Genomic DNA, 14,107 nt, shown 5'->3' on the forward strand with positions numbered 1-14,107 from the left:
TGCGATATTTAAATATAATAAAAGGTATTATTAAAAAATTAACCATATAAAATTGTTTGGGAAAACGTTTAAGGGGTATTTTTCTGTATAAGATATTTCATATAAAAAATTAAATATATAAAATTAAATATCAATACATTGGAGATAAAAATTTTATATAAATATTAAGATGAATATATCTAAGTATAATTATATTGAAAAAATGGAGGTATTTTATGTCAATATTAACTGAAAAAAAGTATAAATTATATATTAATGGCGAGTGGAGGGATGCTTCGGATGGAGCCGTTTTAAAATCTTATAATCCGGCAAATGGAGAATTTTTGGCGGAAATTGCGGATGCTTCGAATAGTGATGTTGACGATGCTGTGGATGCTGCAAAAGAGGCTTTTGAGTTTTGGGGAAAAACAACTACTTCACAGAGAGCGGATCTACTTGATAAGGTAGCGGATATAATATATAAAAATGCTGAATTTTTAGCCAAGGTAGAAACTTTGGATAATGGTAAGCCTATTAGAGAAACAAAGAATATAGATATTCCGCTAGCCGCAGATCATTTCAAATATTTTGCAGGTGTGATAAGAAGTGAAGAAGGCTCTGCTAATATTCTTGATGGAGATAAATTAAGTATTGTACTTAGAGAACCGATAGGAGTTGTGGGACAGATAGTTCCTTGGAATTTTCCATTTTTAATGGCAGCTTGGAAATTGGCCCCTGTAATCGCAGCTGGAGATACTACTGTTTTAAAGCCTTCTAGCTCTACATCTTTATCGATTTTGGAATTGATGAAACTTATTGGTCACTTAATACCTGCCGGAGTTGTAAACGTAGTGACAGGAAAAGGATCTAAATCCGGTGATTATTTAGTTCAACATCAAGGATTGGATAAGTTGGCGTTTACAGGTTCTACAGAAGTTGGTAGAGGAATAGGTATTGCAGCGGCTGAGAGAATTATTCCGGCAACATTGGAACTGGGTGGTAAATCGGCCAATATATTCTTTGATGACTGTGATATAGAACAGGCTTTAGATGGTGTTCAGCTAGGAATATTATTTAATCAGGGACAGGTTTGTTGTGCAGGATCCAGAATTTTTGTTCAAGAGGGCATATATGATGAGTTTATTCAAAAAGCAGTGGAAAGATTTAAAAATATTAAAGTTGGAGATCCGATGAATGAAGATACAGTAATGGGTTCACAGATAAATATTCGACAGGCGGAAAAGATATTAAATTATGTTGAAATAGGTAAAAATGAAGGTGCAAAAGTCGCAGTTGGCGGTAAAAAAGCATGCTCGATAAATGGTGCTTTTGTAGAACCAACTTTATTAGTAGATGTAACAAATGATATGATTGTTGCACAGGAGGAAATTTTCGGTCCAGTTGGCGTTATTATAAAGTTCAAGGATGCAGAAGAAGTTATAAAAATGGCAAATGAATCAATATATGGATTGGGTGGAGGAGTATACACTAAAAATATAGATACTGCTCTTGATGTGGCAAGAAGAATAAAAACAGGAAGAATTTGGGTAAATACTTACAATCAGATTCCAGCAGGTGCTCCATTTGGTGGAATAAAGCAATCCGGAATAGGTAGAGAAACTCATAAAATGATACTAGACCATTATACTCAAGCCAAAAATATAATGATAGATCTTACCGGTAAGGGAAGTGGTTTTTACTAAACATACATATTTATTCATAAAAAAATAAAGAAATGACTCATAATTCGATATTTTTACATTTACCAATATAGAATGCTTATTTTTTAATGATTCTATTTTGATAAAAGAAAAATTTGATCTTATGAGTCGTTTCTTTATTGTCAATTATTTTCTGCATATCCAGAATGGATGTGTAGATATACTAAAATGTAATTCGTGTATTTGAGGTTCGCTTTTTTCACCATCTATTTGCATATATTGATTTTGATTTATTTTTATGGAAATTTCATTGTCGGAAATTCTGAATATTTTATCATATTTTTCAAAATGATCTCCATGTGTAATTATCCTGTATACAATTTTAATTAAGTCAGTTATTTTTATATTATTTGCAATGACTAGACCTAATTCGTGATTATTGCTGGAGGATAATGGATCTATTTTTATTCCTCCACCAAAAAAAGGATGGTTGGTTATTATAGAGATCAGTGCATTACTGTAGTTAAGTATATTTCCGTCACTTTTGATTATTTCTATATCAAATTTTTTATGTTTTTTAATCGCCTCGAATAAATATACAAAATAAGATAACTTACCTAAACCTATTTTTTTAAATAGATTTTTCTTATCGCCACTAGATGCCAGGTATATTATAAGTGCATCAATTCCAAATCCAATGCTATTTATGGAATAAATCTCCGTGTTATTTTTTAAATTGCGACATTTTATTATTTCCAATGTATTTGGGGAACTTAATGAATTTAGAGAATCTATATAAAAATCCATGTTTTTGGTTATTTTTAGTTCTCTTGCAAAATCATTGCCCGTTCCTCCTGGAATATATGCTATGGGAACATTTGATTTTATTTGCTTTAAAGCATTTACCGCTTCATTTAGTGTTCCGTCTCCTCCTATTATTATTAACCTCTCGTTTTTTCTTATATTATTTGCTATATTTTGCACTAATTTTATAGTATGTCCTCTATATTCAGATACATGTATATCATATTTAATTTCTTTTTTATTACAGACTTCTATTAATTGGTTTAAGACTTTTTCGCCGGTATTTCCACCTGAACCCTTATGCACGACGATGCTTAAATCTATATTCATATTTTCACCTTTTCTATATTATTTTCAATTTCGACTTTTTTATTATATCATAAATATTAAATTGATGTTAAATAAATAGATTATTATATAATTCCTATTCCGGTCTTGATTTTTAATAATATTATTAGTATACTAAAAAAGTAAAATAACTTACTATTTTATAAAGTTCAATAATATCAAAAATTTTCATATCGTTATGTAATTTTTGGAAAACGATATTTTTACTTTAGTTTTAGATATTACTGATGTATAATAGAAAAGAGAAAAGGAGGGGGATGTTTTGCTAGATTTTAAATATTTGATTGGTATTGCTATTATATTGCTCTCAACTAAGATTTTTGGCGGACTTACTGAAAAAATTAAGTTACCTCAAGTCGTGGGAGCTTTGCTAGCGGGTATAATAATAGGTCCTTCAGTGTTAGGAATTGTTCATGATACAAAATTTTTAGATGAGGTTGCAGAATTAGGTGTAATAATTTTGATGTTTATGGCTGGTCTGGATACTGATTTGAATCAGCTTAAAAAAAAGGGAGCATCTTACTTAGTTATAGCTCTGTTTGGAGTGATTATACCATTAGTAGGTGGATTTTTATCTTATTTTTGGTTTTTCCATGTAAATCCGGCTTCAGAACAGGAATTATTAAAAGCAATATTTGTAGGTGTCGTACTTACTGCCACATCTGTTAGTATTACAGTAGAGGCATTAAGGGAGTTAGGGCATCTCACAGGAAGAATAGGAAATGCAATACTAGGAGCTGCAATAGTAGATGATGTAATAGGTATAATTATACTTTCTATTGTAACTAGTTTTAAGGATTCAAGTATAAGTATTTCTACGGTATTAATAAAAATTCTTGTATATTTTATTGCAATGTTTATTTTTGGGATTATTATCATGTATGGAGCCAGGTTGCTGGATTTAAAAACCAATAGAAGGCAAATAACGGTATATGTATTTGCATTAGTGTTATTTATTGCTTATATTTCTGAAGAATATGTAGGGATAGCAGATATAACCGGTGCTTATTTGGTCGGAATGATATTTAGCAAGTTTAGTATACGTAATGAAATAGTTAAAAAAATGAATATAATGTCTTATTTATTTTTTTCACCGATTTTCTTTGCGAGTATAGGCTTAAAAACAAAGCTTGATACTTTTTCGAGTTCAATGCTTGTATTTTCAATAATATTATTGGCAGTAGCAATATTCACCAAGATTTTGGGTGCTGGACTAGGAGCGAGAATTTGTAAATATACCAGACACGAAGCCGTTAATATAGGAATTGGCATGGTTTCAAGAGGAGAAGTAGCTCTGATTGTAGCTCAGAAAGGTTATAATTTAGGGTTGATAGACCATGATATGTTTTCTCCTATAATATTGATGGTGGTTATTACAACTATACTTACTCCTGTTGTACTAAAATACACTATGAGCAAGAAAAATAATGATAGCCTTGAAGCTATTTGATAAGTATTTTGTAGTAAATATTTCTATATATAATAGTATATTGCTATTGTGAGCATATGGTTAACTATGTGCAAAAAATTGTAATTTTAAAATCATAAAAACCGTAAAAAGCGTTTATATTACAACTGAAATTTTAAATTATTTCTGTACTTTAAATATAAATTGTTTTTGCGGTTTTTTATATTTTATAAATAAAATAGTTTAAATATTAGGAAAATTTCATCCTGAGAGCATTGACAATACTATTATAGACAAGGAATAACAATTATTGTATAATGTATGGTAGGTAATGATAATAATTTATAATAATATTAAATTTTAAAAAATAGAAGGGAGAGATTTAAAAAAAATGAATACAGTTTCCGTAGAAATTTTAAAGGACCTATATTATATGGGTGTGAATGATAGAGAAACAAATCTATTTGAAAATATGTGGCCTTTGCCGGAAGGAGTGGCTTATAACTCTTATTTAATAACAGATGAAAAAACAGCACTTTTAGATACAGTTAAAATAACTAAGGTAGATGGTTTTATCGATTCTCTTAAGGATAATTTGGGAGGAAGAAATTTAGATTATTTAGTTGTTCATCATATGGAACCGGATCACTCCGGATGTATAAAGACAGTAAGAGATTTATATCCTGAAGTAACGATTGTGGGCAATAAAAAGACTAAGAGCATGATGAGTGATTATTTGGATATTGAAATAGGAAATTTCGTTGAAGTAAAAGATGGAGATACTCTTGATTTAGGAAATAGAAAACTTACTTTTGTGAATACTCCTATGGTTCACTGGCCGGAATCTATGGTAAGTTATGAGTCAACTGATAAAATACTATTTTCACAGGATATTTTTGGAGGATTTGGAGCCCTAAATGGAACTATTTTTGATGATGAAATGAATTTCGAGTTTTTCCAGGATGAAATGAGAAGATATTATTCTAATATAGTAGGAAAATATTCTAAGCAGGCAGCTAAAGCACTTCAGAAAGTTAAGGCGTTAGATATAAATATAATTTGTCCTGTTCATGGTATAGTATGGCGAACAAATCCCGATCGTATAGTTGATGAATATATTAAATATGCGAATCAAGTGAATGAAGAGGGTGTGGTAATTGCTTATGGTTCAATGTATGGAAATACTGAAAAAATGGCAGATTATCTAGCTAGATTCCTTGCCGAAGAAGGAATTAAGAATGTAAAAGTCTTTGATGTTTCTAAAACACATGTTTCATATATATTGAGTGAAATATGGAAATATAAAGGCGTTATAATAGGAAGTTGTACTTATAACAATTCGGTATATCCTAATGTAAATCAATTGCTTTATACATTGAAAATGAATAAATTAAATAACCATGTATTGGGAATTTTTGGTTCTTATGGATGGAGCGGCGGAGCTGTTAAAGAGCTTTCAGAATTCGCTTCAGAAGGTGGAAATTTCGAGGTTGTTCCTACTGTAGTTGAAACTAAGGGAACGATGAAAGAAGATGATGTAGAAGGATTAAAGAAAATGGCTAAGGAAATGGCCGGATTATTAAAAGCAGAATAATATATAATTAATCGGATTGTGTATAAATATATTTGCTGAAAAATTATTTAAAAAGGAGATAGCATTTAGCTATAGATAAAAATGATTAGAGGATTTGAAATAGTATCGGATGAACATAGAAAATATCCAAATATGAATATAGTAATGCCCCAAAGAGGTACATCTAAGTCAGCGGGATATGATTTTTGTACTCCGGTAGATATTGTTATTCCACCTGGAGGTAAATCTGATGTTATATTTACAGATGTAAAAGCTTATATGTTACCGGATGAAGTATTGACTACTCACGTGAGAAGCTCGATAGGCATGAAGAGAGGGCTTGTACTAGCAAATACAACCGGCATTATAGACTCGGATTATTATTCTAATCCCGATAATGATGGAAATATAGGTTTTATGTTGAGAAACCTAACTGATGAAGAAGTCGTTATAAAGGCTGGAGAAAGAGTTATACAGGGAATATTTGTAAAATATCTGGTAGTTGATAATGATTCACCTAAGTCTGAAGAAAGACTGGGAGGAGTAGGCTCTACCGGCAGAAAATAGTTTAAAATGGACTTTAAATTTCACTTAAAAAGTGATATAATATATAGTGTTATTCGTGTACGAATTAAAGTCTAAAAACAAAAAAGGTGATCTAGATTAATTCTAGGTCATTTTTTTTATTTTAATAATATTATTTTGATAAATTAAAAGAATTTAACAATGCAACCAACTATGTTATAATAAAAAAAGAACGTATGTTCTTTAAGTTGGAGGTGAATTTTAATTTATGAAAAAGATATTTTTTCATGTCGATGTGAATTCGGCTTATTTGAGTTGGGAGTCGGTTAGAAGATTAAGAGAAGACAGCAAAGCAATGGATTTAAGAGAAATACCGTCGGCTATAATTGGAGATCCTAGTAGAAGAAGCGGAATAATATTAGCCAAGAGCAGTATGGCTAAAAAATTTGGAGTAAAGACAGGAGAACCGGTAAATATATCAAGAAAAAAATGTCCACTCTTATATACGGTACCGGCCGACTTTGATTTATATGTCGAACAATCCAATTTATTGATGAAATTATTAAAAGAGTATTCTCCAAATGTATATCAATATTCCATAGATGAAGCTTTTATAGATATGAGCGGAACAGGTCGATTATTCGGGGAACCTATTTCATGTGCAAATAGAATAAGAGAAAGAATAAGATTGGAGTTAGGGTTTACTGTAAATATTGGCATAGGGAATAATATGGCAACAGCTAAAATGGCAGGGGAATTTTCAAAACCGGATAAAACTCATACTTTATTTGAAGATGAAATAGAAGAAAAATTGTGGAAACTTCCTATAGAAGATTTATTTTTTGTGGGAAGAAAATCTTCTATGAAATTGAAAAATATGGGCATTTATACGATTGGTGATTTAGCAAAAATGGATATAGAAGTAGTAAGAAAAAAGTTGAATAAATATGGTGAAATTATACATAATCATGCCAATGGAAAAGATGGATATGAATTTTTAAAAAATAAAACTAAGAATAAATCAATAGGTAATTCAATGACTGCACCTAGTGATATCTGTGATACGAAAAATGCAAATCTGGCAATTTTATCTTTATGTGAAACCGTGTGTGCGAGACTAAGAAAAAGAAATATGAAAGCCATGATTGTATCGATTGAATTGGTCGATTCTAACTTTAATAGATATCATAAACAGAAGAAAATGAAAAATAAAAGTAATGAAGTAAGCATAATTTATCATGAGGCGGTTATTTTATTTGAGGAATTATGGAATGGGAAACCTCTTAGACATATAGGAATTTCTACCGGCAAAGTAGAGGGTGAAATATTTGAACAGATGAATTTTTTTGATGAAATATCATCAAAGGAAGAAAAACTATACAAGGCACTGGACTCTATAAGGGAAAAATATGGAGAAGATTCTGTGCAGAGAGCGGTTTTTATAGATAATTATATTTCTCATATGGAAGGGGGAACATCAAAAAAGAAAAAAAATGGTATTATATACTTATAAATAGGGTATATAAATTTATGTAAATATATAATATACAAATTATTTTGCATATGAAATTTGCATATGAAGGATTATAAATAAATTAATTTGAATGGAGAGAAATATGAATAGTAATATAGGTGTAGTAGGATTATCGGTTATGGGAATGAATCTCGCTTTGAATATGGCAGACAATGGATATAGAGTATCTATATTCAATAGAACGATTTCTGTTGTAGATAAGGTTATGGAAGAAAATTTTCATAAAAACTTTACCTCGACATATAGTTTGAAAGAATTTGTAAAATCTTTGGAAAAACCAAGGAGAATATTCTTGATGGTCAAATCCGGAAAACCGGTGGATATGCTTATAGAGCAATTGATTGATATCGTTGAAGAAGGAGATATCATTATAGACGGGGGAAACTCTTTTTATAAGGATACTATAAGAAGAACAAATTATTTAAAGGAAAAAAACATAAATTTTCTGGGTGTAGGAATATCCGGGGGAGAAGAAGGGGCAAGATTTGGACCGGCGATAATGCCTGGAGGAACTGAGGAAGCATATAAATATGTAAAGGATATATTTGAAGATATATCCGCCAAAGCCTATGGGGAATCTTGTTGTAAATATATTTCTGAAGATGGTTCGGGGCATTATGTAAAAATGGTCCACAATGGAATAGAGTATGCTGATATGCAGCTTATAAGTGAAGCCTATGCAATATTGAAAAATATAGGCGGATTAAACAATCATGAAATACAGAAGGTATTTGAGGATTGGAACAAAAGTGAACTCGAAAGTTATCTAATAGAGATAACTGCAAATATATTCAAAGTAAAAGAAGATGACGGAACATATTTACTGGATAATATAATGGACAAGGCATCTCAAAAGGGAACCGGAAAATGGACAAATTTGGAAGCAATAGATTTAGGTGTTGATATATCAGTTATTTCTGCTGCATTAAATGCCAGGTTTATGTCTAATTTAAAGGATGAAAGGACAAAAGCCGAGAATATTATATTTAAAAACACAGTAGGAAATAATCAAGATCTAAATATCAATTTGAATATGGACAGAAAAGAACTTATAAAATTAGTTAAAAATAGTCTTTATATATCAAAAATAGTATCTTATGCACAGGGATTTAAATTGCTTAAAGCTGCTGAAAAAGAATATTCCTGGAATCTGAATTTTTCAGAAATAGCAAAGATATTCAGAGGTGGATGCATAATAAGAGCAAAATTTTTAAATGATATATCCGATGCATTTGTAGCAGAATCGGATGTAGATAATCTTATACTTACTAAATTTTTCTCCAATGAGATAAATACCGGGTTGGAGGATTTAAGAAGACTTTTATCAATAACCGTTCAGCAAGGCGTTCCGGTGAGTGCAATGTCTTCTGCATTGGGATATATAGATACCTATAGAACATCTAGAAGTAGTGCCAATTTAATTCAGGCACAAAGAGATTATTTTGGTGCACATACTTTTGAAAGATTAGACAGGGAGGGTAGCTTCCACTATGAATGGATTGAAAACAATGAAAAATAATGGAATAGTAATATTTGGAGGAACCGGAGATTTGGCCTATAGAAAGTTATTTCCGGCGTTATATAATCTATTTTGTCTGGGAAAGCTTCCTCGAGATTATAGAATAGTTGGAATAGGAAGAAGAGACTATTCTCAGGAAGATTATAAAAACATAGTTAGAGATTGGATGAAGGATTTTTCGAGGCTAAAATATACCGAATCCGATTTCAATGAGTTTAAAGAACTTATACATTATTATGAAATGGATATGAGTAAAGAAGAAGATTATAATGGATTAATAGACTTTTTAAATAATCAGGGTATAATAAAATCAGAACTTATATATTATTATGCCGTATCTCCACAGCTATTTTTACCGATAACGAATGGACTAAAGAAAGTTCAGTGTTGCACAGGAAAAACCAAGGTAATAATAGAAAAGCCATTTGGAGAAAATATAGAGTCTGCGGAGAAAGTATATGATTCACTTAGAGAATATTTCAAGGATGAAAATATATATCATATAGATCATTATCTCGGTAAGGAAATGATAATAAATATAATGACTTTAAGGTTTGAAAATGCTATATTTTCCGGAGTATGGAATAAAGACTTTATAGAAAAAGTAGAAATAAATGCATATGAAAGTGTGGGAGTAGATAGCAGAGGCGGATATTATGATAAGAGTGGTGCCCTTGCCGATATGGTTCAAAATCATTTATTTCAAATTATGTCAATAGTAGCCATGGAAAAACCAGAAGATTCATCCAGTTATATGATAAAGGAAGCTCAAGGTGAGGTATTTAAATCACTAAAGCCTATTATTTCTGAAAATATAGATGAAAATTTAGTAATGGGGCAATATAAGGGTTACAGAGAAGAAGAAAAGGTAAATTCCGATTCAACTACAGAGACATATGTATCCCTAAAAGTAGAAATAGACAATGATAGATGGAGAGGAGTACCATTTATTTTAAGAACAGGTAAAAAACTTCATACTAGAGAAAGTGAAGTGGTAATAAGCTTTAAATCCATGTCTAAAAATGCCGGTGGAAATAGCATAATAATCAAAATACAACCCGATGAAGGTGTAAAACTGGATTTCAATATAAAGAAACCGGGAACTGAAAATCAAATAGAAAAAGTCGGTATGGATTTTTGTCAAAGTTGTATACTGGAGAATAGAGAAAACACTCCGGAAGCATATGAAAGATTATTATATGCTTGTATGGAGTCGGACAGAAGCCTTTTTTCACAATGGAATCATATAGAATTAAGTTGGAATTATATAAACAACATAATTGATTCTTATAAAAAATATTCAAATAAATTATATATGTATGAACAGGGTACAAAAGGACCAAAAGAGGCTTTATAATAAAATGACTATTAAAAACTAAAAAAATAGGGTATCATAGTATTAAAGTTATTTTTGAAAGAAATAATCCGTATTTTTGTAAATAATAAATTGAATGATTTATAAATAGGAGGACATTATGAGCGAAAAAGAAATTTATGACATAGTGATAATAGGTGGTGGACCAGGTGGAATGACAGCCGGTGTATATGGGGGAAGAGCCGAATTGAAAACTCTAATACTGGAAAAATCTTTTCATGGAGGTCAGATGGTTTCTACCAGTGATATAGAAAATTATCCTGCACTGCCTGAAACAAATGGTATTCAGTTATCTAATGATATGTTGGAACATGCAAAAAAATTTGGTGCTAAAATAGATTACAAAGGAGTAGACTCAATAGAAGTATTAGAAGATGGGACTAAAAAATTAGTCACAGGAGGAGAAGAAATTCTTACCAAAACGGTAATACTATCTATGGGATCAACTTCCAGAAAATTAGGAATACCGAATGAGGAAAAATTTACAGGTAGAGGTGTAGGTTATTGTGCGATATGTGATGGTGGATTTTATAGAAATAAAGTTGTTGCAGTAAATGGCGGAGGAGATACTGCTGTAGAAGATGCATTATATCTATCCAGAATTGCTTCAAAGGTCTACTTAGTACACAGAAGAGATGAGCTTAGAGCTAATAAAACTCTACAGACAAGATTATTTGAATCCGATGTGGAAGTTGTTTGGAACAGCACTATAAAAGAAATTCAGGGTGACGATAAATTAAATGCAATTGTAACGGTAGATAAGACTGACGGTTCAGAAAGAACTATAGAATTAGATGGATTATTTATTGCTATAGGTGGAATACCGACATCCGATTTAGTTAAGAATTTAGTTGACTTAGATCCACAGGGATATATAATAACCAATGAAAACTGTGAGACAAATATTCCTGGAATATTTGCTGTAGGGGATATAAGAAAAAAATCTTTAAGACAAATAATAACTGCAGCAGCAGATGGTGCTATAGCGGTGCACTCTGCAGAAAAATATATATTGGAGCACTAAAATTATAACGATATAAAAATGATAAAAAAACAGATAGAGTACATTTATACTGAATTCTATCTGTTTTATTTTTATAGTAAGATTAAGGTTATAAAATCCCTTCAATTAAAATTTTAAGACCTATTATGATTAAGATTAGTCCACCTAAAATTTCCGATTTTGATTTAAATTTTGAACCAAATTTGAAACCGAAAAAAACTCCTACAATCGAAATTGCAAATGTAATAATTCCTATTACGGATATTGCACTAAAAATATTAATTTCAAGTAGTGCAAATGAAATTCCAATAGCAAGTGCATCTATACTTGTTGCTATTGAAAGAGCAAGTATATTTTTAAGATCCAATTTTAATTCGCCCTTAATATCACAACAGACTTCTTCATCAGATTTTATTTCTCCGGATTCTCTAATCATATGTACACCGATAAAAGCAAGTAAAATAAATGCTATCCAATGTCCGATACCGTTTACGAATCCGGAAAATTGATAACCTAAAAAGAAACCTATAAGTGGCATAGCAGCCTGAAAAAATCCAAAGCTGAGACCGATTATAAATGCATTTTTCCACTGCATAGTTCTTTGACAGAGTCCCTTACAGAGCGAGACTGCAAATGCATCCATACTAAGCCCGATACCAATACCTATTAAATTTACAAAGTTCATAAATAAAACATCCTTTAAAAAAAACATCTAAACATCATTAAAAAATTTAATAAAAATACTTAATAACCTCTAATTTTCCGCTGCAGTATTTGAATTAGAGCCACCTGTAGTAGAAGCTGAATTATTTGAAGAACCTGAAGATTCAGTAATACTTTCCTGATCAAGTAACTCTCCAGTAACTCCATCTATATATATAGTTTCAGTTTTAACATTTTTGGAGTCACCATTTCCTAAAGTGAACTTATATATATTAGTGCCATTATTTCCAAAAAGTTTATACCCTAAAACCTGGATATATTTATTTTTTGAATTTCTAATTGCAGAATCAGCTGCCTTATCTACATCCATTACAGGTACAAAGTCTATATAATTTCCTTTTATAGATTGAGAAACAGGCCCGTTATCCTTTGTGTTTACAACTTTTCCAGTCTTTCCGTCGATTGTAAGAATTACTTCATTTTTATTCTTAGCAACGGCATCTACAGTGTACATATATTTATCTTCCACTAACCTTAATTCAACTGAGTGAACGCTACCTGCTTTATTGGCAGTTGTAAATCTTAAAAGTGCCTGTTGTTGATTTACTATATCAGAAGTTCGCAAATCAATAAAGTTTTGGATTTCTGTTTTTTTTGAATCTTTATCTGATGAATTCTTACATCCCACTAAAGTAAGCCCCATAGAAGTGCATATGGATAAAGCCAATATTTTACCGGCATTTCTCTTTATTAATTTTATTATCATAAAAACCTCCTAAAATATCATTGATACACATTATTATACAATATATATATAAATAGTTGAATATAAATATCAAATCTGTAATAAGTTAATAAAATATTATAAATTAACTTAAAGTATAGGTATTATATTATTTTCTATTCCATTTATAAACTTGATATGATAAACTATAAATGAAATATTGTTTTTTGTAGGAGGTGAATCTGTGTCTAAATTGAAAAAAACTCTAAGTGTTATATACTATTTAGTTATTTTATTGATGGTATTGATACTTTATTCGGCAAATTTCGATATTGGATTCGCTTCTATATTAAGTCAAAAAATATTAAGTTTAGAGTACGGAGAGATAACAATAACTTTATTTTCATCTCTTGTAGTAATTATCAGTTTTATAAAAATAATAACAACAGTTCTACAAAGAACTTCGGAAAGATATTTTACTCTATTTGAAGACTCAGGAAATGTTTCAATTTCTGATACTGCTATAAATAAGGTAGTTGAAAATTCTCTGAATAGCTTTGATGAAGTATTAGAGCACACAATATCGACAAAAATAAGAGATGATAAAAATGGTGAATCTCGTATAATTGTTAATATAAAATGCGGTCTAAATGAGGAACTTTGCAGAAGAAAAGGATATTATGAAGAAAAAGAAATAAATTTAGAAGAGAGGGTAGAGAATCAGAAAGAAGATTCAACAGAAAATAATAAGAATTATATGAGTATCAATGATTTCTGTAATAAAATACAGAGATATGTCCATTCTTCATTGGAAAAATTTCTGTCGTTGAAAGTAGAGCAAGTAAATATAAAGTTTTATGATATAAAACAAAGAGAAGACACTAAAACAAACGTAAAAAAAGACAACGGAAACAATAGTAGCAAATCTGTAGTCAATAATCAAAAGAATTATCAAGAAAAAAAGAAAAGAGTTAATTAGGAGGTGATACTG

Annotated in this window: 12 protein-coding genes; 9 read left to right on the plus strand and 3 right to left on the minus strand. The window is 30.4% G+C overall.

What is annotated here, in order from left to right:
- Positions 1 to 215: 215 nt before the first annotated feature.
- A complete protein-coding gene (locus tag HLB29_RS00535; protein WP_185623213.1) occupies positions 216 to 1,682 on the plus strand; it encodes an aldehyde dehydrogenase family protein in 1,467 nt (488 codons plus the stop codon).
- A 144-nt stretch (positions 1,683 to 1,826) separates the two neighbouring features.
- Here the strand turns inward: HLB29_RS00535 and HLB29_RS00540 are convergent, their stop codons facing one another.
- Complete coding sequence (locus tag HLB29_RS00540) at positions 1,827 to 2,774, minus strand: diacylglycerol/lipid kinase family protein (RefSeq protein WP_185623214.1); 948 nt, start codon at positions 2,772 to 2,774, stop codon at positions 1,827 to 1,829.
- A 280-nt stretch (positions 2,775 to 3,054) separates the two neighbouring features.
- Here HLB29_RS00540 and HLB29_RS00545 point away from each other — a divergent pair, with 280 nt between their 5' ends.
- The 7 genes from HLB29_RS00545 to trxB all read left to right on the plus strand — a co-directional run bounded on the left by HLB29_RS00545 (position 3,055) and on the right by trxB (position 11,750).
- A complete protein-coding gene (locus HLB29_RS00545) occupies positions 3,055 to 4,242 on the plus strand; it encodes a cation:proton antiporter (RefSeq protein ID WP_185623215.1) in 1,188 nt (395 codons plus the stop codon).
- Between the two features lie 349 nt (positions 4,243 to 4,591).
- Positions 4,592 to 5,794 (plus strand): FprA family A-type flavoprotein, encoded by a 1,203-nt coding sequence (locus tag HLB29_RS00550; protein WP_185623216.1) that lies wholly within the window; start codon positions 4,592 to 4,594, stop codon positions 5,792 to 5,794.
- A gap of 81 nt (positions 5,795 to 5,875) precedes the next feature.
- Entirely contained in the window at positions 5,876 to 6,340 is a 465-nt protein-coding gene (locus HLB29_RS00555) for a dCTP deaminase/dUTPase family protein (RefSeq protein WP_185623217.1), read from the plus strand.
- Between the two features lie 226 nt (positions 6,341 to 6,566).
- Positions 6,567 to 7,811 (plus strand): Y-family DNA polymerase, encoded by a 1,245-nt coding sequence (locus tag HLB29_RS00560; RefSeq protein ID WP_185623218.1) that lies wholly within the window; start codon positions 6,567 to 6,569, stop codon positions 7,809 to 7,811.
- Between the two features lie 103 nt (positions 7,812 to 7,914).
- Positions 7,915 to 9,351 (plus strand): NADP-dependent phosphogluconate dehydrogenase, encoded by a 1,437-nt coding sequence (gndA, locus tag HLB29_RS00565; RefSeq protein ID WP_185623219.1) that lies wholly within the window; start codon positions 7,915 to 7,917, stop codon positions 9,349 to 9,351.
- Complete coding sequence (zwf, locus tag HLB29_RS00570) at positions 9,323 to 10,708, plus strand: glucose-6-phosphate dehydrogenase (protein WP_330604292.1); 1,386 nt, start codon at positions 9,323 to 9,325, stop codon at positions 10,706 to 10,708. The genes gndA and zwf overlap by 29 nt, the downstream gene beginning before the upstream one ends.
- A gap of 118 nt (positions 10,709 to 10,826) precedes the next feature.
- Entirely contained in the window at positions 10,827 to 11,750 is a 924-nt protein-coding gene (gene trxB, locus HLB29_RS00575) for a thioredoxin-disulfide reductase (RefSeq protein ID WP_185623220.1), read from the plus strand.
- A gap of 88 nt (positions 11,751 to 11,838) precedes the next feature.
- Here the strand turns inward: trxB and HLB29_RS00580 are convergent, their stop codons facing one another.
- Both HLB29_RS00580 and HLB29_RS00585 read right to left on the minus strand, forming a co-directional pair.
- Positions 11,839 to 12,414, minus strand: coding sequence for a manganese efflux pump MntP (locus tag HLB29_RS00580; RefSeq protein WP_185623221.1), 576 nt, complete (start codon positions 12,412 to 12,414; stop codon positions 11,839 to 11,841).
- Positions 12,415 to 12,483: 69 nt separating this feature from the next.
- On the minus strand, positions 12,484 to 13,158 hold the full coding sequence (locus HLB29_RS00585) for a PepSY domain-containing protein (RefSeq protein ID WP_185623222.1): 675 nt from the start codon (positions 13,156 to 13,158) through the stop codon (positions 12,484 to 12,486).
- 202 nt (positions 13,159 to 13,360) lie between these two features.
- Here HLB29_RS00585 and HLB29_RS00590 point away from each other — a divergent pair, with 202 nt between their 5' ends.
- Positions 13,361 to 14,095, plus strand: a complete 735-nt coding sequence (locus HLB29_RS00590) for an Asp23/Gls24 family envelope stress response protein (RefSeq protein WP_185623223.1) — start codon at positions 13,361 to 13,363, stop codon at positions 14,093 to 14,095.
- Positions 14,096 to 14,107: the final 12 nt, after the last annotated feature.

Source organism: Peptostreptococcus canis (genome assembly GCF_014229965.1).
Lineage (GTDB): Bacteria > Bacillota > Clostridia > Peptostreptococcales > Peptostreptococcaceae > Peptostreptococcus > Peptostreptococcus canis.